The sequence below is a fragment of the Ignavibacteriota bacterium genome (genome assembly GCA_013285405.1).
Classification (GTDB): domain Bacteria; phylum Bacteroidota; class Ignavibacteria; order Ignavibacteriales; family Ignavibacteriaceae; genus IGN2.
This window is the reverse complement of sequence record CP053446.1, coordinates 2,247,034-2,270,232: the sequence shown is the minus strand read 5'-3', so window position 1 is coordinate 2,270,232 and position 23,199 is coordinate 2,247,034. Positions and strand designations below refer to the sequence as shown.

General features: G+C 35.3%; 23 protein-coding genes, 1 tRNA gene, 1 other RNA gene and 1 pseudogene. 5 read left to right on the top strand and 21 right to left on the bottom strand.

The genetic code is table 11. From position 1 onward, the window contains the following. Positions 1-10: 10 nt before the first annotated feature. The 19 genes and pseudogenes from guaA to HND39_09775 form a co-directional block, all read right to left on the bottom strand. Positions 11-1,552 carry a glutamine-hydrolyzing GMP synthase gene (guaA, locus tag HND39_09865; GenBank protein ID QKJ96562.1) on the bottom strand — a complete coding sequence of 514 codons (1,542 nt, stop codon included), beginning with the start codon at positions 1,550-1,552 and terminating at the stop codon, positions 11-13. Between the two features lie 87 nt (positions 1,553-1,639). After that, complete coding sequence (gene gcvH / locus HND39_09860) at positions 1,640-2,020, bottom strand: glycine cleavage system protein GcvH (GenBank protein ID QKJ96561.1); 381 nt, start codon at positions 2,018-2,020, stop codon at positions 1,640-1,642. Positions 2,021-2,057: 37 nt separating this feature from the next. Beyond that, on the bottom strand, positions 2,058-3,386 hold the full coding sequence (gene accC, locus HND39_09855) for an acetyl-CoA carboxylase biotin carboxylase subunit (protein QKJ96560.1): 1,329 nt from the start codon (positions 3,384-3,386) through the stop codon (positions 2,058-2,060). Between the two features lie 24 nt (positions 3,387-3,410). Then, positions 3,411-3,884 carry an acetyl-CoA carboxylase biotin carboxyl carrier protein gene (locus HND39_09850; protein QKJ96559.1) on the bottom strand — a complete coding sequence of 158 codons (474 nt, stop codon included), beginning with the start codon at positions 3,882-3,884 and terminating at the stop codon, positions 3,411-3,413. A gap of 15 nt (positions 3,885-3,899) precedes the next feature. Next, positions 3,900-4,463 carry an elongation factor P gene (gene efp, locus HND39_09845; GenBank protein QKJ96558.1) on the bottom strand — a complete coding sequence of 188 codons (564 nt, stop codon included), beginning with the start codon at positions 4,461-4,463 and terminating at the stop codon, positions 3,900-3,902. Between the two features lie 119 nt (positions 4,464-4,582). Continuing rightward, positions 4,583-5,269: a hypothetical protein gene (locus HND39_09840; protein ID QKJ96557.1), complete on the bottom strand. Its 687-nt coding sequence runs from the start codon at positions 5,267-5,269 to the stop codon at positions 4,583-4,585. An 85-nt stretch (positions 5,270-5,354) separates the two neighbouring features. After that, positions 5,355-5,428 (bottom strand) — tRNA-Arg (locus HND39_09835). Between the two features lie 2 nt (positions 5,429-5,430). Continuing rightward, positions 5,431-6,480 (bottom strand): PHP domain-containing protein, encoded by a 1,050-nt coding sequence (locus HND39_09830; GenBank protein QKJ96556.1) that lies wholly within the window; start codon positions 6,478-6,480, stop codon positions 5,431-5,433. 120 nt (positions 6,481-6,600) lie between these two features. Beyond that, positions 6,601-7,875 carry a hypothetical protein gene (locus HND39_09825; GenBank protein QKJ96555.1) on the bottom strand — a complete coding sequence of 425 codons (1,275 nt, stop codon included), beginning with the start codon at positions 7,873-7,875 and terminating at the stop codon, positions 6,601-6,603. A 230-nt stretch (positions 7,876-8,105) separates the two neighbouring features. Then, positions 8,106-8,405: a hypothetical protein gene (locus HND39_09820; GenBank protein QKJ96554.1), complete on the bottom strand. Its 300-nt coding sequence runs from the start codon at positions 8,403-8,405 to the stop codon at positions 8,106-8,108. A 14-nt stretch (positions 8,406-8,419) separates the two neighbouring features. After that, positions 8,420-9,253 (bottom strand): diaminopimelate epimerase, encoded by an 834-nt coding sequence (locus HND39_09815; protein QKJ96553.1) that lies wholly within the window; start codon positions 9,251-9,253, stop codon positions 8,420-8,422. Between the two features lie 114 nt (positions 9,254-9,367). Beyond that, the gene (locus HND39_09810; protein ID QKJ96552.1) at positions 9,368-9,724 is read right to left on the bottom strand and encodes a TM2 domain-containing protein; all 357 of its coding nucleotides are present in this window, start codon (positions 9,722-9,724) and stop codon (positions 9,368-9,370) included. Beyond that, positions 9,717-9,985 (bottom strand): annotated as a pseudogene (locus HND39_09805) (DUF2752 domain-containing protein). Before HND39_09805 ends, HND39_09810 begins: the two are co-directional and overlap by 8 nt. Before the next feature lie 547 nt (positions 9,986-10,532). After that, positions 10,533-10,757: a GIY-YIG nuclease family protein gene (locus HND39_09800; GenBank protein ID QKJ97957.1), complete on the bottom strand. Its 225-nt coding sequence runs from the start codon at positions 10,755-10,757 to the stop codon at positions 10,533-10,535. Positions 10,758-10,932: 175 nt separating this feature from the next. After that, positions 10,933-11,291: a transfer-messenger RNA gene (gene ssrA / locus HND39_09795) on the bottom strand. A gap of 37 nt (positions 11,292-11,328) precedes the next feature. Next, positions 11,329-11,892 carry a cob(I)yrinic acid a,c-diamide adenosyltransferase gene (locus HND39_09790; GenBank protein ID QKJ97956.1) on the bottom strand — a complete coding sequence of 188 codons (564 nt, stop codon included), beginning with the start codon at positions 11,890-11,892 and terminating at the stop codon, positions 11,329-11,331. Further along, entirely contained in the window at positions 11,880-12,983 is a 1,104-nt protein-coding gene (locus tag HND39_09785) for an aminomethyl transferase family protein (GenBank protein ID QKJ96551.1), read from the bottom strand. Before HND39_09785 ends, HND39_09790 begins: the two co-directional genes overlap by 13 nt. Before the next feature lie 283 nt (positions 12,984-13,266). Further along, on the bottom strand, positions 13,267-14,631 hold the full coding sequence (locus HND39_09780; protein QKJ96550.1) for a dipeptidase: 1,365 nt from the start codon (positions 14,629-14,631) through the stop codon (positions 13,267-13,269). A gap of 17 nt (positions 14,632-14,648) precedes the next feature. Beyond that, positions 14,649-15,689, bottom strand: coding sequence for a hypothetical protein (locus HND39_09775; protein ID QKJ96549.1), 1,041 nt, complete (start codon positions 15,687-15,689; stop codon positions 14,649-14,651). Between the two features lie 87 nt (positions 15,690-15,776). On the opposite strand from HND39_09775, the gene HND39_09770 reads away from it, so the two are divergent. Further along, positions 15,777-17,150: a YjgP/YjgQ family permease gene (locus HND39_09770; protein ID QKJ96548.1), complete on the top strand. Its 1,374-nt coding sequence runs from the start codon at positions 15,777-15,779 to the stop codon at positions 17,148-17,150. After that, the gene (locus HND39_09765; GenBank protein QKJ96547.1) at positions 17,137-18,219 is read left to right on the top strand and encodes a YjgP/YjgQ family permease; all 1,083 of its coding nucleotides are present in this window, start codon (positions 17,137-17,139) and stop codon (positions 18,217-18,219) included. The genes HND39_09770 and HND39_09765 overlap by 14 nt, the downstream gene beginning before the upstream one ends. Positions 18,220-18,304: 85 nt before the next feature. On the opposite strand, the gene HND39_09760 is transcribed toward HND39_09765, so the two are convergent. Beyond that, entirely contained in the window at positions 18,305-18,631 is a 327-nt protein-coding gene (locus HND39_09760) for a DUF3467 domain-containing protein (GenBank protein QKJ96546.1), read from the bottom strand. Between the two features lie 10 nt (positions 18,632-18,641). Next, positions 18,642-19,805 carry a tetratricopeptide repeat protein gene (locus tag HND39_09755; GenBank protein QKJ96545.1) on the bottom strand — a complete coding sequence of 388 codons (1,164 nt, stop codon included), beginning with the start codon at positions 19,803-19,805 and terminating at the stop codon, positions 18,642-18,644. A 177-nt stretch (positions 19,806-19,982) separates the two neighbouring features. Here HND39_09755 and HND39_09750 point away from each other — a divergent pair, with 177 nt between their 5' ends. From HND39_09750 to hutU, 3 genes are read left to right on the top strand one after another with little or no spacing between them, the layout of a single operon-like run. Next, positions 19,983-21,071: an adenosine deaminase gene (locus HND39_09750; protein ID QKJ96544.1), complete on the top strand. Its 1,089-nt coding sequence runs from the start codon at positions 19,983-19,985 to the stop codon at positions 21,069-21,071. Positions 21,072-21,074: 3 nt separating this feature from the next. Further along, entirely contained in the window at positions 21,075-21,410 is a 336-nt protein-coding gene (locus HND39_09745; GenBank protein QKJ96543.1) for a hypothetical protein, read from the top strand. 2 nt (positions 21,411-21,412) lie between these two features. Further along, positions 21,413-23,074, top strand: a complete 1,662-nt coding sequence (gene hutU / locus HND39_09740) for a urocanate hydratase (protein ID QKJ96542.1) — start codon at positions 21,413-21,415, stop codon at positions 23,072-23,074. The last annotated feature ends 125 nt before the right edge of the window (positions 23,075-23,199 follow it).

The window sequence follows — 23,199 nt, the reverse complement described above, 5'->3', positions numbered from 1 at the left end:
TAAAAAAATATTATTCCCATTCAATCGTTGCCGGTGGTTTAGAACTTATATCATAAACAACGCGGTTTATACCTTTTACTTTATTTATTATTTTATTCGAAACAGAAGCAAGGAATTCAGGATCGAATGCAAACCAATCGGCGGTCATTCCATCAACTGAGGTTACTGCACGCAATGAAAGAACATATTCATAAGTTCTTGCGTCACCCATAACTCCAACCGAACTTACCGGAAGTAAAACAGTGAATGCTTGCCAGATGCTGTTATATAATCCAGCTTCTTTAATTGACGTGATGAAAATATCATCTGCTTCTCTGATAATTTCAAGTTTTTCATTTGTGATTTCACCTAATATTCTGACTGCAAGACCGGGTCCGGGAAACGGATGACGATTAATTAATTCAGGTGGAATATTAAGGCTCCTGCCTACATTTCTTACTTCATCTTTAAACAATTCACGAAATGGTTCGATTAATTTCAGATGCATTTTTTCTGGTAGTCCACCAACATTATGATGGCTTTTTATTGTTGCTGATGCTCCTTTCACAGAAACAGATTCAATTACATCCGGATAAAGAGTACCCTGAACGAGATACTTTGCATCTTTAATTTTAGCTGCTTCATCTTCAAAGACATCGATAAATGTTTTTCCGATTATTTTGCGTTTCTTTTCAGGATCAGAAATACCTTTAAGATTTTTCAGGAACTTCTTCGAAGCATCTACATGTATATGATTAAGTTTAAGTTTCTCATCAAGTAATCTTCCTATCTTATCACTTTCATTTTTACGCATCAAGCCATTATCAATATGTATGCAGATTAAATTTTCGCCGATTGCTTTGCCAACTAATACTGCTGCAGTTGTAGAATCAACACCACCGCTGAGCGCACATATTGCTTTCGAGTTCCCAACCGTTGATTTAATTTTTTCCAGTTGTTCTTCAATAAAATTCTGAGGCGTCCAGTCTCCTTTGCACTTACATATATCAAAAAGGAAGTTGTTAATAATTTTTTCTCCTTTTTCAGTATGAACAACTTCCGGATGAAACTGAAGTCCGTAAAATCTTTTTGAAGGATTTGATATTGCGCAAATCGGAGAATGATCTGACTCACCTATAATTTTAAAACCTTTTGGCAGCTCGGTTAAATAATCCCCATGGCTCATCCAGACAATTGAAGCATCCTCAACTCCATGCAATATATCAGTATTATCAGTTATTCTTAAAATCGATTTACCATATTCACGATCGACAGCAGGTTCAACTTTTCCGCCAAAGTTTTTACATATTAATTGCAAACCATAACAAAGACCAAGAAATGGAACTTTCAGATTGAATATTTGAGGATCAATATCAGGTGCAGAATCATCATAAACGCTCATTGGACCGCCGGAAAGAATTATTCCCTTTGGATTAAGCTCCAGAATTTGTTGGAAGGAAATAGTATGAGGATGAATTTCTGAGTAAACTTTTACTTCTCTGACTCTGCGTGCAATAAGCTGGGTATATTGAGAGCCAAAGTCGATAATTAAAATTAAGTCTCGCTGTTTCATTAACATTAAAATAAATATTTTATTAAAAATAAAAACCCGCTATCAACGGGTTTATAAAAATATATTTTAACCACAGTTTAACCGGGTTTACTGACCTATCAAAGCTTTGTACGAAGCTGCATCAAGTAAATCATTGATCTCTGACGGATTAGCAATTTCTGCTTTAATCATCCAGCCTTCACCATACGGATCGGAATTCACGAGTTCCGGTGAATCTGATAATGTTTTATTAATCTCGATTATCTTACCACTGAAAGGAGCTAAAATATCGCTGACCGTTTTCACCGCTTCAATCGTTCCAATTGAATTGCCTTTTGTGATTTCCTTTAAATCTGAATCAATGTCTAAAAAAACTACATCACCAAGTTCGCCCTGAGCATAATCAGTTACTCCAATTATGCCAATATTTCCTTCAACGCGAACCCATTCATGATCATTAGTATATTTTACATTATCTGGTATTTTCATTTTTCCCTCTGACTAAATTTTATGAATATTAAGAATGTTAAAATTTTTCTAAAAAACTTGTATCAAAATTACCACTTATGAATCTTGGATCCTCCAGAACTTTCAAATGGAAAGGAACTGTTGTTTTTACACCTTCAACGATAAATTCACTTAGCGCTCGTTTACCGCGCATAATCGCACGCTCTCTATCCGTACCCCAAACAATTAGTTTTGCCATCAATGAATCATAATATGGCGGAATAGAGTACGATTGATAAATATGCGAGTCAACTCTTACACCGAATCCACCGGGAAAATGTAACGAAGTAATTTTTCCAGGTGAAGGTCTGAAATTATTTTCTGGATCCTCTGCGTTTATTCTGAATTCAATTGCATGTCCGTGAGGCTTTTTAGGTTTTGATGCTATCTTTTCACCAGCGGCAACGAGGATTTGCTGTCTAACAAGCTCGACATCATAAATAAGTTCTGTAACAGGGTGTTCAACCTGAATCCTGGTATTCATCTCCATGAAATAAAAGTTTTTATGTTTATCGAGCAAAAATTCTATCGTTCCAGCACCTTCGTAATTTACTGATTGTGCACCTCTTATTGCTGCTTCCCCCATTTTATTTCTAAGTTCGTCATCAACTGCAGGTGAAGGTGATTCCTCAATCAACTTTTGATGTCTTCTTTGAATTGAACAATCCCTCTCTCCATAATGGTAAACATTTCCATGCTGATCACCTAAAATCTGAATTTCTATATGCCGGGGATTTTCTATATACTTTTCAATGTAAACATCACCATTAGCAAATGCTGCTTCTGCTTCGGTTCTTGCAGTCTGAAAAGCTTTTTGAAATTCATCTTCATCCCAGACTATTCTCATTCCTTTTCCGCCACCGCCGGCTGATGCTTTGATGATAACCGGGAATCCAATTTCTTTGGCGAGAATTTTTGCCTGATCCACATTTTCAACAATTCCATCACTGCCTGGAATTACAGGAACCAAATTTTTTTTCATAGTATCTTTAGCAAAAGCTTTGTCACCCATTGCTCGAATCATTTCAGGAGCCGGACCAATAAATTTTATATTGGATTCCTGGCAAATCTCAGAGAAGTTTGCATTCTCAGCAAGAAATCCATAACCAGGATGAATCGCATCAGCACCAGTAACCTGAGCTGCAGAAATAATTGATGGGATTTTCAGGTAGCTGTCTTTTGCAAAAGGAGGACCAATACAAACAGCTTCATCAGCAAAAGTAACGTGAAGAGAATCTTTATCAGATTCAGAATAGACAGCAACTGTTTTAATCCCCATCTCTTTGCAAGTACGGATTACCCGAAGAGCAATCTCGCCCCGGTTGGCGATTAATATTTTATTAAACAAAATTTATCCTGAATTTTCAATTACTTATGCTAATTCTATTAAAAAAAGCGGCTGATTATATTCTACTGGTTTTCCGTTTTCAACCAATATCTTAACTATTTTTCCGCTCACATCCGACTCGATTTCATTCATAAGCTTCATTGCTTCAACAATGCATAATACGCTTCCGGGTGTAACAACCGATCCAACCTGAACATAAGAATCAGCATCAGGCGCTGGTGCACGGTAAAATGTACCAACAATCGGTGACCTGATTTCGTGCAAATTTTCTGACACAGTTTGTGATTCAATATTTTGTTTTTGAGCTTCAGCAGGAACTGAAGATGGTTGAATAACCGGTTGAGCAGAAGTAAATGGAACATTAGTCTGTGCAATAACCTGAGTATTCCTTTGCTTCTTTGCAATTTTTATTTTCAAATCACCTTCTTCAATTTCCAGATCGGTGATATTGCTGGTATCTACAATTTTAACCAGCTTTTTAACTAAATCAAGATCCATGTTCAGCCTCTGGTTTTAAGATTTAACTCTTTCAGAATATCCACCTGTTCGTGTATCTACTTTAAGTACATCACCTTCATTTATGAACAAGGGAACGTTAATTTGTGCGCCTGTTTCCAACTTTGCAGATTTGAGCGCACCAGTAGCCGTATCGCCTTTAAAGCCGGGTTCGGTTTCCACTACTTTAAGATTTATAAAAATTGGTATGTCAACTGAAATAATATCTGATCCATTAAGTACTACTTCTACTTCTTCGCTTTCTTTGAGGAACTTAACTCCATCACTAAAAAGAATTCTATCAATATTAATCTGCTCATAAGTTTCATTATCCATACAGACTAAAGAATCACCTTCGGAATAAAGATACTGATATTTCCTTCTTTCAACCCGTATGGTTTCAACTTTTTCTCCTGCTCTGAAAGTATTTTCCAGAACTCTTCCGGTTCTCATATTTTTTAGAGTAGAGCGTACGAATGCTCCACCTTTTCCCGGTTTAACGTGCTGGAATTCTACGATAGTGTACAGGTCGTTTTTAAATTTTATTATAAGCCCGTTTTTAAAATCTGATGTATCTGCCATATTCTTTTATGTATGTGAATCCTAAAAAGTTCTTATAATATAATTTGATGAATAGAGAAATCTGACACTTTTAAGTTAATGAAAGATAAATAATAATTCTGATTATTCTGCTAAGAGTATTAATAAATCATTGAAAGATATTTATCAACATCTCTGAACGCTAAAGAAGTTGAATAATCTTCTTTGATTTTACTGAAGACAATTTTTGCATCTTCTTTGTCACCAGCTTTAAGGTAATTAATTCCGGCATTAAGTAAGTAATCCGGATTCTGTGAATTCACATCGGATTTCTTTGATGCTTTAAGGAATAAATCTGCAGCTTTTTGAAATTCATTTTTATTTGCATAGTATCCAGCTTCACCAGCCAGAGCAGTTGCTTTAAAATAATCTATCGACCCATTATAATCAGAATAATACTTGAATGCATCCTCATAATTTCCAAGAAATGCATACGAGTTAGCAAGATATATTTTGGCTGTCTCACCATTTTCTGTCCCATCATATTCATTAACGAGATTTTTTAGACCAATGACATTGGTGCCCTGCTTTCCTTCTATCGCTTCAAGATATGAACCTTGATCATAGATTGACATGATACGGGAGAGTTCTAATCCGGCTTTTTCATTAGTCTGAGATTTTTGATTTAAATAAAAATACACAGCGGCAACAGCAACTACTAAAACTCCGGCATAAAGCATTATTTTACTTTTATACTTCTCAAAGAATTCAATTGATGATTCATAAAGTTCTAATAAGGAGTCTTTTTTTATTTCCTTCTTGGACAATTTTTTCTTTTTCTGTAACATTAATCTTTCCTTCAGTTAGCAACTAATTTGATTAAAAAACCTTGCAAAAATAATACATTTATACACAATCTACCATTGATTTTAGTACGCCCAGGAGGACTTGAACCTCCAACCTTTGGAACCGGAATCCAACGTTCTATCCAGTTGAACTATGGGCGCAATTAAATACCTATTCTGATGTGATTTGAGAATATCCAGGCTTTATTCTGATAATAAACTTCAACTCTGTAAGCTCCGGGTTTATTCACTTCAAATTCAACTTTGTTTGAACTGAAATTGGCTATTTCGCTTCCATTCCTGATCAATTTTATTTCAGAATCTTCAACAGGTAAAATTATTGACAAAGTAACATTTTCAGAAGAGTGAATGGTATCACCCATATAATATTTTTTTTTACCGGATTTTGCAAAATATTGAAATCCTTTTGAATCAGCATGATAATCATTTGCAATAAACGAACTACCATAAGCAAGAGCTTCGTAAATAGCTGTTTTAGATTTGGCGATCTTTTGCTTCGCATTTCCTTTGACGAGTGGTTCATTCAACAACAAATGAATGTGTATGGATTTGAACAACACCTTGTAAGGAAAAATTTCAACTTCAAAGAATCCAAATAAATTTTGCTTGTGGGCATGGGCATCAACACCACCGATCCCGACTACTTTTCTATTTAAGTTTAATTCATCCCAGAGTTTTAAAGTTTCTCTTGGAGGACCAACTATCGAACGTAATGGGTGAAGAAACGATGTGTATTTATTCTGTTCAGTTAGATTCTCCATCCATTCAGACATGTGATTCCAAATTTCTATTCCATTAAAATTGTCAATACTCCAATCCACCCAGGGATATGGCGGATGCTCTTTGATGTGATTTCTTTTTTCATGCGGATGAGCAAGAAAACCAATACCACCTGCCTCTTTAACTTTTTTTACATATTCCCTCGCCGACAACCGTGTTGAGTATGCCTGTTCGATTCCGAATGCCAGATAATGGTTCTTGTTTTCTTTGTCATTTATTTCACAACCGATCAGGCATAAAGATTTACCATACCACTTTTCATAACCTTCTTTTAATCCTCTCAAAGTATTATGATCAGTGATAAGGAGAAAGTCCAGATCAGATTCATCAGCAAATTTCGCGATTTCAGGAATTTCACCTGTACCATCTGAAAAAAGCGAATGAATATGCGCTACACCTACATATTCTATCATAAAGTTAAATTATTTTTCCTAAAAGGAAATTTAACAAGATTATGTTCTTGGTGAAATGATGAAAGAAGAGAATGGAAAAAAAGAAGGCATTCTAAATTGAATGCCTTCCTATAGTCAAGATTATGGAATTACGTAACCTGCAGTCATATAAACAAAAGTAGAGCCTCCACCTCCGATATTGTTGATTCCTTGACGTAAAACATCTTCATTAACTGTTGCGTCCAAAGAGAAACCTCCAAATCTAAAACCAACACCCACAGTAGCACCTCTTTGTGCCGGACCAAAGAATGTTTGGACAATTTCTGTTTTTGAATTTTGTGAATTAGGATATTCATAACTAGACGAGCCTGTATAAGCAATATAACCTAATCTTGCAACGAACCAATCAATCATATTCCATTCAGCACCAATATTCCAAATCGGAAACATTTTTTCTCCTTCTGTCAATTCAGGTGAAACATTACTGAGAGCAGGTCTTGTTAAACTTGATGTGGAGAAAATTGCACCACCTGCAAGTAAGAAATCACCGACTTGATAATTAAGTCCTACTCCGAATTGAAACCACGAAAATGATGGCATATCAACAGAACCTGTTGAAGCTCCTCCTGAGTCAATTGAACCACTTTCTGTAGAAAATAGTACAAGCGGAACAAGCTGAAGATTATCATTTAATTCCCAGAACGCTCTTCCATTAACAGTAATGATTGTCTGGCTTGCACTTGTTTCGTTTAAAGTATCTGGTTCAAAACTTGCACTCGGCATAATCACTGATGCACCGAGATCTAATTTTAAAGTGCTTGTTACATCGGAAATTAACCCGAGATTAAAACCAATTTGACTAGCTGAACCTTCTGATGAACCGCCAGTTGGTGGTGTAAATTCATTGCTGGTAGAAGCATAAGCAACACCCAATCCAACAGCGGATTGTCCGAAAGAGTAAGTTCCTATTAATTCAACGTTGTTATCCAAAGGAATAACGCCTCCTCCGGAAATAAGGTTATTCACTGTTGAAACCACGCCAGGATATGATGGGCTTATTGAACCATTTGAGCCGGGATCTAATAAGGCAATTGACATTCCGTTGAAATCACTTCTTGCCAATATTCCACCAAGCGTCCACTGATCTCCAACCTGAAAACTAGTAGAAAGGTATTGACCATATCCGCCTGCAGAAAATGGTTTACCTGCTGCAGAACCAAGATCACCTAATATAAAGTTATTGTACACAGCATTCCATGCCGGATTCACTGTATTAAAGTAAGGATCAATTACGTAAGGGTTCGCACCCATTCCATTGAGCCTTGCATATCCACCAGTTTTTTTAATTTCTTGTGAATATGAGATTGAAACTGTAAGTATTAGACAAACAGTTAGTAGTATTTTGGAAAATTTCATTTTTCCTCCTTCTGGAAATAGATTAATAATTAAACAACCACTGTCCACTACGTAGACATTGCCTGCTGACAAATCCTATTCCCAAAAAAGACTTGATAATTCGTTAAAAATGAAGATTTGACAGGTAGAATTAAATTACCCGAAGAAAAAATTTCTAAAGAGTGCTAAAATTCTTTACAAACTTTAATTGCGCATAATTAAGCAATAGATTTGAGCTGAAATCAATTTTGTTACAGTATTTCTATGAGAGTTGAATACTTTGTTGAATGCCCCATACTCATTGATTCGATCTTTGAGACAAGAATATTTATTCGCTCATCTGTATTATCTTCAAAATTTTCGAAGGCTTCTTCCGTAACAAATATATATTGTTCCTGAAAACGGTTTGTTTTACCCTTAACTTCGTAAACCGAATAACTCTCCAAACCTTCGGCTTTAATTAAAGTTTTTAATTCTCTGATAGTTTTTAAAAATTCTTCTCTTTTATTTTCCTGAATTTCATAATTGATTGTGAACAATACTTTGGACATTTACTCTCCTTAATTTAATATTTCATTTCACCGGTAAATACAATTTTTGCCGGACCGGTGAGTGATACATTTCTAACTTTAGAATTTTCTACTTCAAAATTTACTAATAATTTTTCTTTTGATTTAGGAATAATTTGAATCGGGACAGTTAATTTTCTATTAACATAGCATATTAGTGCAGCAGCCACTGCACCGGTTCCGCATGCTAAAGTTTCTGCTTCCACTCCTCTTTCGTAAGTTCTTATATGAACCACGCCATCTTTAACTTCAACAAAATTTACGTTTGTTCCGCCAGGTAGAAATTCAGGGAGATATCGTATTTCACTTCCAATTGATTCAACGGGAACAGAGTCCAACGAATCAAATAATCTTTCAATCTCATTTAAATCTATCACGATATGCGGGGAACCGGTATCAGCAAAATGGGCATTCAGAAGTTTTCCGGCAGCTTTTATTTTGAAATTGTATTTTAATTTTTTTGGTGGGTTTAGATAAAACCGAACTTCTGAATTGCTGAGCAATTCCGCATTGTATTCAATTTCGTTTGAAATAAATTTTGCAGTCAGACCATTCAACCTCCCAGTTGTGGAAGCGTAAATGACCGCGCATCTCGCACCATTTGCACATAGACTTCCAGTTGATCCATCTGCGTTGTAGTAATTCATTACAAAATTGTGATCAATTGAATCATTGATAATAATCAGCCCATCAGCTCCGACTCCATTCCTGCGATCACAAATACGCTGAACTAATTCTTCAGAAACATTAAAACTTGTATTTATCTTCCCATCAATAACAACAAAGTCGTTACCTGCACCGGTCATTTTTGCAAAATTAATCTTTTTCATTACGTCATGAAATTTAACCGATGAGCCAGTAGTAATCAACAATATAATTGCTGATATGATTTATAATCAAACAAAAAAGAGAGGAAGCCGTACTACAACAACTTCCTCATAAAATTAAGAAGTATAAGTTCTCATCATTGTTGCCACCTGCTGAGCTTGTTTAGTATTGTACTCAAAGGCAAGCTTCTTATGATTTATCAGGTCAACGATTGTTCCGATCAGACAAAGTCCACCGGTAAGTAAGTATAGAATGCCAAGTCCAATCTGACCTATAACAAATCTTTGGATTCCTGAAATACCAAGAAATCCTATCAATGTAAATATCAACATGTTGCTGGGATCTTTTCTTCTTGACATATATGACATAGCAAACTGCTGAGCCTGATTTTCGTTCATATCTTTTATCAACATCTGCACAAAAGCCATTTCATCAGCTTCCAGACTTGGCATTAATTGAAATACATTAGGCATATTTCCTCCAATTATTTTTAATGATTGTAATTATTCTGAGAGTTAAAACTATTAGTGCAAAAATTCCTAATGGATGTGACCGGAATGAAGAAATTATATCCCTTTGAACAGAAAAGAAATTGAATTTCCTAATCCGCATCCCGGACAAAATTCAAATCCAAGATTAGCAAGAGGACAAATAGTAAAATGTGTTTCACCGGGCGAATGAATAAACGCAAGGTAAAGTAAACCAATAATCCAGATTAGAGATTCGAAGCCGATTAGTAACCAGAGCTTTTTCGCTTTTACTGAAAAGCGTTTTACGAAATTCTCCGTTTGATAAATAGTATGATTTGTTATGCTCATTTTATTAGCGAACAAAATTTATTTCTGATTTAAAATTAGAGAATCAAATCAGTAATAACAATTACAGGATGATGAATGGTAGCTATTTACCGGTGAGTTATGGATTTGTTGTGGTTATTTGAATTTTCTTGTTGTAACAAATCCTATAAAATTTATCAGCCATTGGTTAAAGCAGACACTTCGTGAGTTTGGTATTGTAATCCTTTTCATAAAATTCTCTCTTGAGAAGAGAGAGAATTATTGTCATTTAAGAACCAACCATTATTTTTCTGTCAGCACATAAAGTGCAAAGTTATGTTTACCGATAAGTCCTTCTCTTAGCAAAAGAAGGATTAGGATGAGTTTTGTTTATGTAATCTTTACTGCTGTCAGGAAATGGTTCTCATACAAAACCAGAAATTATTTTCTCCACGGCTTCGTCTTTAATAGACTTCGCCGTTGCAGGCTTCATTTTTCGTCGCACTCAGAAGTGTTTTTTTGTAAACGCTCTTCCGGAATGGCTTTTTAAATACTTCTCAAATGCTAATGCTTTTTCTTTTTCTGTAAATACTACGATGGTTTGCAGATTCCAGGGTTTATATTTTGATGTGTGTGGAACCTCCCCGTTGTTATGCTTAACAATTCTTTTCTTATAATCGGATGTATATCCTGTGTAATGATTTGCGGGATACTTAATACTTTGAAGAATGTAAACGTAGTACTACATTTTGACTCCTTCATTTATGTTGTCCGGTTTACTCGGGCGTAGTTTTGAGTGACACTGTCTTAGCTCTTTGCACGGCTTCGTCTTTAATAGACTTCACCGTTGCAGGCTTCATTTTTCGTTTCACTCTCCAAAGGAGTCCTTCGGACAAAACGAAGCATGGTGGAGGTGGCGGGAGTCGAACCCGCGTCCGAAATTAAGATCCAAAGAACATCTACATACATAGTCTGTTTCATTTGGACTTTAAGCTGCCAAACAGACAAAGATCACTTAAAGTCTGTCTGCTATTAATTTCGCTTTATCTTCACAGACAAAAGACTCAGCTATTTTACCTAAACGACGTTCTTTCTAACCCCGGTAAAATGGAGAGAGGAGAACGAGCTGCGTTTTATTTACGCAGCTAAGGCGTAATTATATTCGCCAGTTATTGTTTGTTCCCAATTTTTTAACGTGTCTTCGGGGAACACGATACGCAGTTCTATGCCTCTTTAATCCCGTCGAAACCAAAATTTCACCCCCGTGAAGTATCAAAATCCAAAAATCAAATTTCAAAAAATTACAATTTTGGATTCCAGATAATATCAGGATGGTTCGAGATTTTATTTTCAAAACGTGACAGAACAAAAAACAAATCTGATAATCTGTTGAGAAATATAATGATATTATCTCCGATAGTCACTGAATTATTTAGTGCCACAACTTCTCTTTCAGCTCGTCTGCAAACAGTTCTGCAAATATGAAGTAATGCAGAACTTTTTGAACCACCAGGAAGAATAAAGTGATGAAGCACTTCAAGTTGTTCTTCATAGTGATCGATTAATTTCTCAATATCTTTATAAAATGATTCCGGTGTCCGTTGAATTTTCAGTTTGGCATTTTTTTCGGTATCAGGTGTTGCTAAATCAGATCCTATTGTAAAAAGATGATCCTGAATTATTGAAAGATTTTCTTTAACGCCGCTATCCTGAATTTCTGTAATTGCAAAACCAATAAATGAATTTAATTCATCGATGGTACCATAAGCAGAAATACGAAGTGAATCTTTACTAACTCGTTCGCCGCCGAATAAACCGGTTTCACCCTTGTCACCGGTTTTTGTGTAAATTTTCATTTTAGAAATGGCAAAGAATGAACTTCTGAATTTATAGTCTTATTATCAGAAAGTTTTATTTGTATTTGTGTCCCGGGTGTTGAGTGTGAATTACGAATATACGCTAATGCTATTGGCTGTTTCAGTCTTTGTGAATTCGCGATTGATGTAATCTTTCCTACTTCTTCTCCGTTGCTTTCAATGGATGTGTGACCATTAATAAATTCGAGTGGTTCGCCGAATTTAAGTCCAACAAGTTTTCTTTGAACTTTATTGTAAGTCTGTAACCTTGCTATAACTTCCTGACCGATGTAACAACCTTTATTAAAATCAACCAAGCCTTCCAATCCAGCTTCGAGTGGATTGGCTTCATCATTCAACTCAAACGGTGAAACAGGTATTCCATATTCGATCCTGTAAATATTGAAAACTTCTTCACCAACTAAATTAAAATTAAACACACCTCTATTTTCCTGCATATAATTGATCAGTCGTTTTGAATTTTCAAAATCTGCAAGGAACCAGAATTTGTTTTTTCCTTTTTCAGCTGGAATCTTAATCAGGAAAAAAAGAATATTTTCAGTGTGAATAATTTTAAACGAATTTGGTTGAATCTCACTTACAACATTTCCACAAACAAGTGTTGCAAATGATTCAGCTTGCGGGCCGCGTAACTCAAGTAAATTATATTTAGCATTTGCATCATTAACTTCAACATCATCACTGATAACATATTTTCTGATCCAGCTCATTACTTTTAATTTAGTTGATCTATCACAAACTACAAGCTGGTAATTATCAAAATTCATTAAAGTGCTGAGACCGATAATTCTCCCTTTTTCAGTAGTAAAAATCGTTTTTCTCACACCCTCTTTGGGTAGATCATTTATCCGATTAGTTCCAATGCGATGAACCAGATCCAGTGAATCCTTACCTTTAAGTTCAATAATACCCTGGTGAGATATGTTTCTTAATGCAACGCCGTTGTATAGTGAGTCAAACTCTTCTTCTGATTTGGTAAATCGATTAATAACCCGGTATCCATCGACTTGATAGGAAGCGAAGCCTTTTGATTCAAGATATTCTATTAACAAAGAATTTTTTTCGTCAGAAACAATCATCAATACTTAGCAGATTTGGTTTAATATTAGGATAATTTAGAAATCAAAATTTGTGCTACAAATATACAATACTAAAAACTAATAAAAAGCTTTTGAAAAATCATTAATTCATCAATCTGCAAGGAGTCAGTCAGTTGTGGTGATTAGGTCAATTTTACCATTCAAGTATTATAGCATTTGAAAATCTATAAGTGTAAGGTCGTAGTTTACCCTTTCAAAAAGAATAAAGACAGATTGGATTTTATCCTCGTGTTGAAGCAACAATTTACTTCATCGTTAAAACTTACTTTGAAAACTCATCCAGAAAAAAAGCAGAGCTCAGGATTCCTAAATGAAAATGATTCAGGTTGAAGTGTTCATTTGGTGAGTGTAGATTTTCAGTGTTGAGTCCCATTCCCAAAAGCACTGGTGATGCTTTTAATTTTTTAGCAAAGGAAACAACAATCGGAATCGACCCACCTTCACGCATAAATACAGTTTTCTTTTCAAATACCTTTGATAAAGCAATGGCTGCAGCCTTTGTTGCCTTGTCATCTAATGAAGTAGCGATTGGATATGCACCATGAAGATCGCTAACTTCTAATTTAACCGTCTTCGGTGCAATTTTTTTAAGATACGAGCTGAATAATTTTGCAATTTTTTTTGGATCCTGATTAGGAACTAACCGCATACTTATTTTTGCCGTTGCTTTGGATGGAAGTACTGTCTTAGCACCTTCACCGGTGAAACCACCAAAAATACCATTACAATCCAATGTTGGTCTTGCCCACACTCGTTCAAGCGTTGTATAACCTTTTTCACCTTTTAATTCCTTCACACCCAAAGTTTTCGCATATTGTTTTTCGGAGAATGGTAATCTCTTAAAATTTTCCCTCTCCTTTTTTGAAAGATTAACAACATCTTTATAAAAACCGGGAATTTTAATCTTTCCATTATTATCTTTTAATTTAGATATCATTTCAGCGAGAACATTTATCGGGTTATCAACACCGCCGCCAAAAGTACCTGAATGTAAATCTCTGTTTGGACCGGTTACTATAACTTCCATATAGCACAATCCTCTGAGTCCGTAAGTTAAAGTAGGAATACCCGGACCATAGAGAGAGGTATCGGAAATTAAAACCGCATCACATTGCAGCATCTTCTGGTTATCATTTACAAATTTGTCGAGATTACCGCTTCCAATTTCCTCTTCACCTTCAATAATGAATTTAACATTCAATGGAAGTTTGCCCACAGTTTTGAAATATGCCTCCACACTTTTAATGTGCATATACATCTGTCCTTTATCATCTGTTGCACCTCGGGCAAAAATTTTATCATCTTTAATTGTTGGTTCAAAGGGAGGTGAATCCCACAAATCTATTGGATCAACGGGCTGAACATCGTAATGACCATAAATAAGTACAGTTGGTTTACCTGGTGAATGAAGCCAGTCTGCATAAACTAATGGATGACCTTTGGTTTCAATTATTCTCACGTTTTCCATTCCTGCATCAGTTAGCCTGTCTGCTACAAACTTTGCTGCAGTAGTCATATCTGCTTTGTTTTCAGCAAGTGTGCTAATGCTTGGTATTTTTAAAAAGTTCTTTAGCTCTTCGACATATTTTTGTCTGTTTGAATTAATATAATCAACAACTTTTTCCATTTGTTCTTTCCTTATTTTTATTCTATGATAAACTTATAAATAATGGGTATAAAGTTTTTAAAATTATTTACTGTGTTTGAATCGAGTTTCGCGAGAATATCACCGGGAGGTATAAAGAAAGCATACCAGGGATCATCCACCATAAAAAGAAATTTTTCCGAGGTAATCGTAATTGATTCAAGCGAGCCAGTATATTCCAAACCTTTATAACCGGGTACCACAGTTATTATTTCAAAAAAATCTAAATCAACTATGTTAAAATATTCATCCAGTTTTAATTTAAAAACTTTCCTGTGATTTCTGTCAATTCCCCACAGTGAGTAATTCTTATCCGAATATAGTCCACAAATAGTAGAAATATTAAGAGAATCTGTTGAGATTTCGTTAATAATTTTCAATGACTTTTTATCTGCAATCCTGATTGCTGTCTTATTGCTAAATTCGCCATCATTGGATTGAATATTTTCCAGACCAAGATAAAAATAATTTTCGTCTGCAGTGAATCCTTCATACCCAATGTTTGGAAGCAGATTTTTGAAAAATTCAGCTTCAGGTACAAAATGAATTTTTTCAAGCGATGTAATTGTATCCCGCTGAACATCATTATTTAAAAATTTCATTTTATATATTCCATGATAACGTAAGTGGGCTTTTCCATTTCCTTCAATTGTCAGATATACTTCATCAGTGTACTTATCATAAAATATTTCTTCAAAATCCTTTTTTGGAAATTCAGCCAGATAGTTATTTAACTCATTACTGAACCTTATTTCTGTAAAACTGAAGATAGTATCATTTTTTATGACAAACCTGTGAATTTTCCCGATATCATCTGCTAAAAGAAATATTTTTTTTCCTGCATCTTCAAATAACAAGGTAATGCCGGAAGTTTGAGTTGGATTGTAATTATTAGCTTCAAGCCAGCGCGGATAATGTGCTGCCGGATGAATACTGATTTGAATTTCACTTCTATTTAAAGAAATAGAAAATAAAAGAATAATCAGAGCGGTGATCAGAACCAAAGATGGAGCAGCAATAACAACAAATGAATTTTTCATATCTGGGTAATAAATATACGCAACAAATCATTTCAGTCCACACTGATTATCTTGTTAAACTAAGCAGGCTTAATTATTTTTCTTTTGATGATTGCATACAGATATATACTGAAAGCTCATTTTATTCCATTCGTATTTTCAACAATTACTCTGATGGGGATATTCCTTCTTCAGTTTATGATGAAATTTGCTGATCGGCTTGTGGGTAAAGGGTTAGATACATGGTTATTAATAAAGCTTGTGGTTTTCAACTTATCATGGATGCTTGTTCTGGTAATTCCAATGGCAACTCTTGTTGCAACTTTAATGGCTTATGGAAATTTTTCTCAGAACAATGAAATAACAATATTGAAATCATCTGGTGTTAGTCTTTACAAAATGATGAAGGCTCCGTTTTTAGCGAGTATCTTACTTGCTTTCCTTCTGTTTTTATTTAATGATCAGGTTCTACCGGATGCAAATCACCAGGCAAGAATTTTAATGTCTGATATCTCACAGCAAAAACCAACTCTCTCATTAGAACCTGGTTTTTTTTCTCAGGAGGTTTCAAGATATGCGATTCTTGTAAGGGCAATTAATTCGAAAACAAATGAGCTTAGTGGCATCACTATTTACGATTATACAACTCCTTCTAAAATAAATGTTGTAACGGCTACTAAAGGAAAAATTTATTTTACTGCTGACCAGAAAAATCTTGTAATGGATTTATGGGAAGGTGAAATCCATGAAGCTGATGTTAAAGAAACCGGTTTATATAGGAAACTTATTTTTGAGAAACACAGAATTGTAATGGACGGATCACAGTTTACGTTTCATCAATCACAGGGTGGAATCAGAGGAGAAAGAGAACTTGGAGTTGACACAATGAACGCAATTGTGGATAATTTTAAAACGGAGAAAGAACAACAGTTAAAATTTCTAGCAGATGAAACCGACAAATATTTTTTCACTGATTCATCAATGATAACAGCATACGGCAACTCATCACCAATTGTAAATAATAAATTGTTGTATTCAAGAGTACTCGACAAAATAAGAACTGCAAAAAATAATATTACATCAAAAGCACAAAGCATTGAATTCACAAACAGAGAAATTGAAAAATATGATGTTGAGATTTATAAAAAATACTCGATTCCTGCTGCTTGTATTATTTTTATTTTAATTGGTGCGCCATTGGGAGTTATGGTCAGAAAAGGAGGCTTTGGTATTGCAGCAAGTATTAGTTTGCTCTTCTTCCTGATATATTGGGCATTTTTAATTGGCGGTGAGAAACTGGCGGAAAGAGGTTTCTTCTCTCCGTTTATTGGAATGTGGGCTGCAAATTTTCTGCTTGGTTTCCTTGGGATTGTTCTCACAATAAAAACAAATCGCGAGACAGTAACTATCAAATTTACTCTGCTTAAAAAACTAATTCCAAAACGTTTTCGATTACAGCAGGAACCAAATGAAAATCATTGACAGATATTTAATAAGACAATTTCTGCAAACCGTATTCTTTGCGCTTCTTGCATTCATTCTGATCTTTCTGGTAATTGATGCGATGGAAAACCTCGATGATTTCATCGATCAAAATGTACCCTGGATTAATATTCTTCATTACTATGTAGTATTCACACCTGAAATAATAAAACTGATAACTCCTGTTGCTGTGCTGTTCGGTGCTTTATTCACAGCGGGAAAAGCATCTCAACTTAGCGAACTTACAGCAATGCGGGCAAGTGGTGTAAGTCTCTATCGATTCATGGCTCCATTCGTTGTTACTGCTCTTCTGATTAGTTTTATATCTCTATACTTTGGTGGCTACATTGTTCCAATGGCAAACAAAACCAAAGTTTACATAGAGCAAACCTATCTGAAAAGAGGGATGACATTTACAGGCAGCAATATTTATTTTCAGGATAGTAAATCGAGAATAGTCAGCATTTCTTACTTTGATAGTAATATGAATTGGGCAAACAGAGTCAGCATACAGGATTTTAATGAAGCTGATCTCACTGAAATGACTGCACGTATTGATGCACAGAAACTTGAATATGATTCTTTGCATGGAATATGGATTGCAATAAAAGGTGTTAGAAGGTCATTCACAGACAAAACAGAAACAGCCATCTATTTCGACAGCTTAAAACTTCCAACACTGAATTTTAAACCGATTGACTTGACTAAAAAACAGCAAAAGCCAGTTGAGATGAATTTAAGCGAGCTTTCCGATTTGATAGATTCACAAAAGCGAGCAGGAACAAATCCAACAATAGCCCAGATTGAGTATCACTCACGTTTTGCATTTGCAATGACAAGTGTAATAATAGTTTTATTTGGTCTTCCAATATCCGCAAACAAAAGAAAAAGTGGAGTAGCCGTGCAAGTTGGAATTAATATTTTAATCGCTTTCATCTATCTTGTATTTATGAAAGTAAGTCAGGCATTTGGAAAAAACGGCGCTCTTGATCCTATTTTAACTGCGTGGTTTGCTAACTTAATTTTTGTTGCCGGAACGTTTATTACTCTTCCAAGAATGAAGTATTGATATAAAAAATGCCAACCCATTAAATGAGATGGCATTATCATTTCATATTCCCTCTCCTTTATAAGCAGAGGGATAAAGGGTGAGGTTAATTCACCTTCTCAGGTCCTTTCGGCGCAACGAATCCAAAATGCTGGTCAGCAGGTATCTCCATTTTTATTTCACCAAAGCGGGCTTCAAACTTTTCGATGTTATCCTTCAAAGCTTTCATTAGCATTTTTGCATGCTGCGGTGTTGTGATAATCCGGGATAGTACTTTTGCTTTCGGTACACCGGGAACAATTCGTGTAAAATCAATTATAAACTCAGCTGGTGAGTGTGTAATGATAGCAAGATTGGAATAAATTCCTTCTGCTTCTTTTTCACCAAGCTCAATATTTATCTGCTGTCCCTGAGGAGGTTTGTTCTGATTCATTTTATTCACTTTATCTCATTTCATCTGCTTTTTTGAATGCATTATTTGCATCATCTGTCATTCCCAGTACTGAATATACTTTACCGAGAAGCTCCCAAATTGCCACATTACTTGGATCTTTTTCAACTACTTTTTCCAGGTATGGCAAAGATGCCTGGTACTTCTGTTTATAATCATCGCTCATAATACCTTTCTGCTCTGCTTCTTTGTTCAGTGCAGTTCCCCATTTTACATAAGTAACTCCGAGATTATAAATTGCATTTTCATATTCAGGATCAAGTTTAATTGCTTCCAAAAGTTGTTTTTCTGCTTCTGCAAAATTTTCAGTATTAAGCAGAACAACTCCATAATTATACCTATTGAACTTATTGTTTGGATCCTTTTCAACTAAAGCTGCTGCAGAATTTAAAGCATTATCCATTTTATTAGCTCCAATATAAGCGCTGAACTTAGTGCCTATCATTTCGGCATTTTCAGGATATTTTTCAGTACCTGCCTCAAGTGTAGCTATTGCATTATTGTAATACTCCATCGCTTTTACACTGTCCTGAACATTTTTTTCAATTTTAAAATTACTCATCGAATTAAGACCGAGAGTATAGTAAACTTCACCAAGGTACTGGTAACCTTCTTCAGCTTGTTCGAGGTCCACAAGTTTCTTCAGTGGTACAATTGATTCTTCAGTTTTTCCTGTTGTCAAATAAACAAATGCAAGGTTTCTGTAAGTTTCCGCTGAGTCCGGTTCAAGTGTAATTGCTTTATTATATGCGTCAATCGCCATATTATAATACATCTTGGAGCTGTCTTCATCAACGGTTTTATTGCCTCTCTGGAAAAGACTTACTCCACGGTTGAAGTTATTAGCCCACTGGAACGCTTTATACTCTTCAATATTTTTTTGAAACTTATTACTAATAGAAAGTGATTGGTCAAACGCTTTTACCATATTATCTACATCATCTTTCTCACTATAGACAGTTCCTAAAAGATAATATCCTTCGTCACTCTTCGGATTTTTAGCTATCTCAGTATTAAGAGTTTCAATTGCTTTATCCCAATTTTTTTGTTGAATGTAAAGCTTTGCACTGGTAAGCTCGGTTGAGGAACATTGGAATCCAAGGAATATTATTCCCATAAATAACATTCCTAAAACAATTAGTTTGGAATTTTTCATATTAACTCCATTAATGGATTTTTAGTTTATTGTTTAGTTACTTTTGGATAAAATTAGTAATTCAAAAATACAATTATTCTTCTTAAAAGTCAGACTTATTTTGTATCACAGGCGAGCTATTTAAATTGATTTTGCGCACTTAAAAGGCTAATTTTTAAATTGAAAATTGAGGAAATTTTGTTAACCAAAGAGATTATAAATTCCGTTCCTAAGGTCCTGCTGCATGATCATCTGGATGGCGGTCTCCGACCACAAACAATAATTGATCTGGCTGATGATCTGCATTATAAAAAATTACCTGTGTACGATAAGGATGAACTTGGAAGTTGGTTTTTTACTAATGCTAACAAAGGTAATCTCGTAGAATTTCTGAAAGGTTTTGAACACACTACTGCTGTGATGCAAACCAAAGATGGTTTGGAGCGGGTTGCATACGAAATGATGGAAGATATGAAAGCTGACGGAGTGGCTTACGTGGAAACAAGATTCGCACCGGTTTATCATACAAATAAAGGATTATACCTTGAAGATACTGTAACGGCTGTGTTAAATGGTTTGGAAAAAGGTAAGAATGATTTTGGCGTTGGATATGGTCTCATTCTATGCGGGATGAGAAATATGACGAACACTCTTGAGATTGCAGAACTTGCAGTTAATTTTAGAAAAGATGGAGTTGTTGGATTTGATCTTGCCGGTGAAGAAGGTGGTTATCCACCCAAAAAACATCTTGATGCGTTCCAATTTATTCAGCGATCAAACTTTAATATTACTATTCACGCCGGAGAAGCTTTCGGAAAAGAATCTATCTGGCAGGCGATTCAATGGTGTGGTGCTCATCGGATTGGTCATGCAACAAGATTGATTGAAGATATAGTATTGAATGATGACAGTGACGTTGTAAGTTTTGGTGATCTTGCTCAATATGTTCTTGATAAAAGAATTCCGCTTGAAATTTGCTTACTTAGCAACTTACACACTGGTGCTGTAGATAAGCTTGAGAATCACCCTTTTGGAATTTTATTCAAAGAAAAATTCAGAGTTACAATAAATACCGATGACAGACTGATGAGCAATACAAATATGACCGAAGAATTTATGACAGCAGTAAAATATTTTAGCCTCAGTTTTGATGATATAGAAAAAATTACTATCAATGCTATGAAATCTGCTTTCATTCCCTATAAGGAAAGACTCAGATATATTTATGATATTATTAAACCTGGCTATCAAAAAATCCGGAATCAATTATACACTAAAACTCAATAGAGAATGAAAAAACTTTTTACAAATTATAATTTCGAATTCAATAAAAACGAAAAGAAACTTTTATCATCATTTTGTAAACAGGCTCTTAAACAAATGGGCAGCGACAATCAGTACTTTGGAGAGGTGAAAGCTTTTAACTCAGTTTTGGATAAGTTGAACTCAAATGAAGAATCTGTCAAACTTACAAAAGATGAAAAAATCAGACTTACAAATAACATAAAGCAGAATATTGAATATCTGAAAAAAGAAATGAATAAAAGTTGGTTCTTTAAGAAGTGGTTAATGAAATCGCTATACAAACAATACTCTGATATTTTTGAAAATCATTTTAAAGGTTGAAGATGACGTCCAATGTTATAAAAATTATTAAAGCACCAACCGGAACTAAATTAATCTGCAAAGGATGGATACAGGAAGCAGCATTACGGATGTTGATGAATAATCTGGATCCTGAGGTTGCTGAGAGACCTGAGGAGCTTATAGTTTATGGTGGAAGCGGAAAAGCCGCACGAAATTGGGATGCTTTCGATGCAATTATTGAGTCATTAAAGAATCTTGAAAATGATGAAACACTCTTAATTCAGTCCGGTAAACCAGTTGGTATTTTTAAAACTCACACAAACGCACCACGAGTTATTATTTCAAACTCAATGCTTGTTCCCGATTGGGCTACCTGGGATGAATTCCGCAGACTTGAACATCTTGGTTTAACGATGTATGGTCAGATGACTGCAGGAAGCTGGATTTATATTGGCACTCAGGGAATTCTTCAAGGTACGTATGAAACTTTTGCTGAGTGTGCGAGAAAATATTTTAATGGAACACTTAAAGGAAAATTTGTCTTAACTGCAGGTTTAGGTGGAATGGGTGGAGCTCAACCGCTTGCTGCAACATTTAACGGTGCCGCTTTCCTCGGAATCGAAGTAGATCGTGCAAGAGCACAAAAAAGAATTGATACTGGTTATCTTGATTTTCTGACTGATGATATTGATGAGGCTTTAAACAAAGTTCTTGAAGCTAAATCAAAAGGAATAGCTTTATCAGTTGGATTAATCGGAAACGCAGGTGAAATTCTTCCTGAAATATTGAACAGAAATATTATTCCTGATGTGTTAACCGATCAGACATCAGCTCATGATGTACTTAATGGTTATGTTCCAATGGGAATGAGTTTCGAAGCAGCAATTGGATTAAGAAAATCTGATCCTGACAAATACATCAAACTTTCACGAAAAACGATTGTAAAACATGTTGAAGCAATGCTTGAATTTCAAAAACGCGGTTCAATTACTTTTGATTACGGAAATAATATTCGCGGCGAAGCAAAAGAAAATGGTATAACCAATGCCTTTGATATTCCAGGTTTCGTTCCTGAATTTATTCGCCCACTTTTCTGTGATGGTAAAGGACCATTTCGATGGGCTGCATTGTCTGGTGATCCAAATGATATTTACGAGACAGATAAAGCTGTGAAAGAAACTTTTCCTAACAACATAGCACTGATGAACTGGATTGATATGGCTCAAAAGAAAGTTCACTTCCAGGGATTACCCGCACGAATTTGCTGGCTTGGTTATGGAGAGCGCGCAAAAATGGGAAAAATATTTAATCGGCTGGTCGCTGATAAAAAAGTTAAAGCCCCGATCGTTATCGGTAGGGACCATCTTGATTGCGGCTCCGTTGCTTCACCAAACAGAGAAACCGAAGGGATGATTGACGGGAGCGATGCAATTGCTGATTGGCCAATACTTAATGCTCTTCTTAATGCAATTGGTGGTGCAAGCTGGGTATCGGTTCATCATGGTGGTGGAGTTGGAATTGGTAAATCAATTCACGCTGGAATGGTTGTGGTTGCTGATGGAACTAAAGAAGCTGAAGAAAGATTGGAACGTGTTCTTACTTACGATCCTGGAATGGGAATAATACGTCACGCTGATGCCGGATACGAGCAGGCAATTGAAAATGCGAAAATGTGGAATGTTAAAATTCCGATGTTGAAATAAATTCTGTGAACCTCTGTGGTTCCCGGTGGACTCTGTGTAACTACCAGTTTCATTACACTGAGAACACAAAGAATACACAGAGAACTACGAAGGATAATTAGAAAAAATGTATTCAATATCATTAA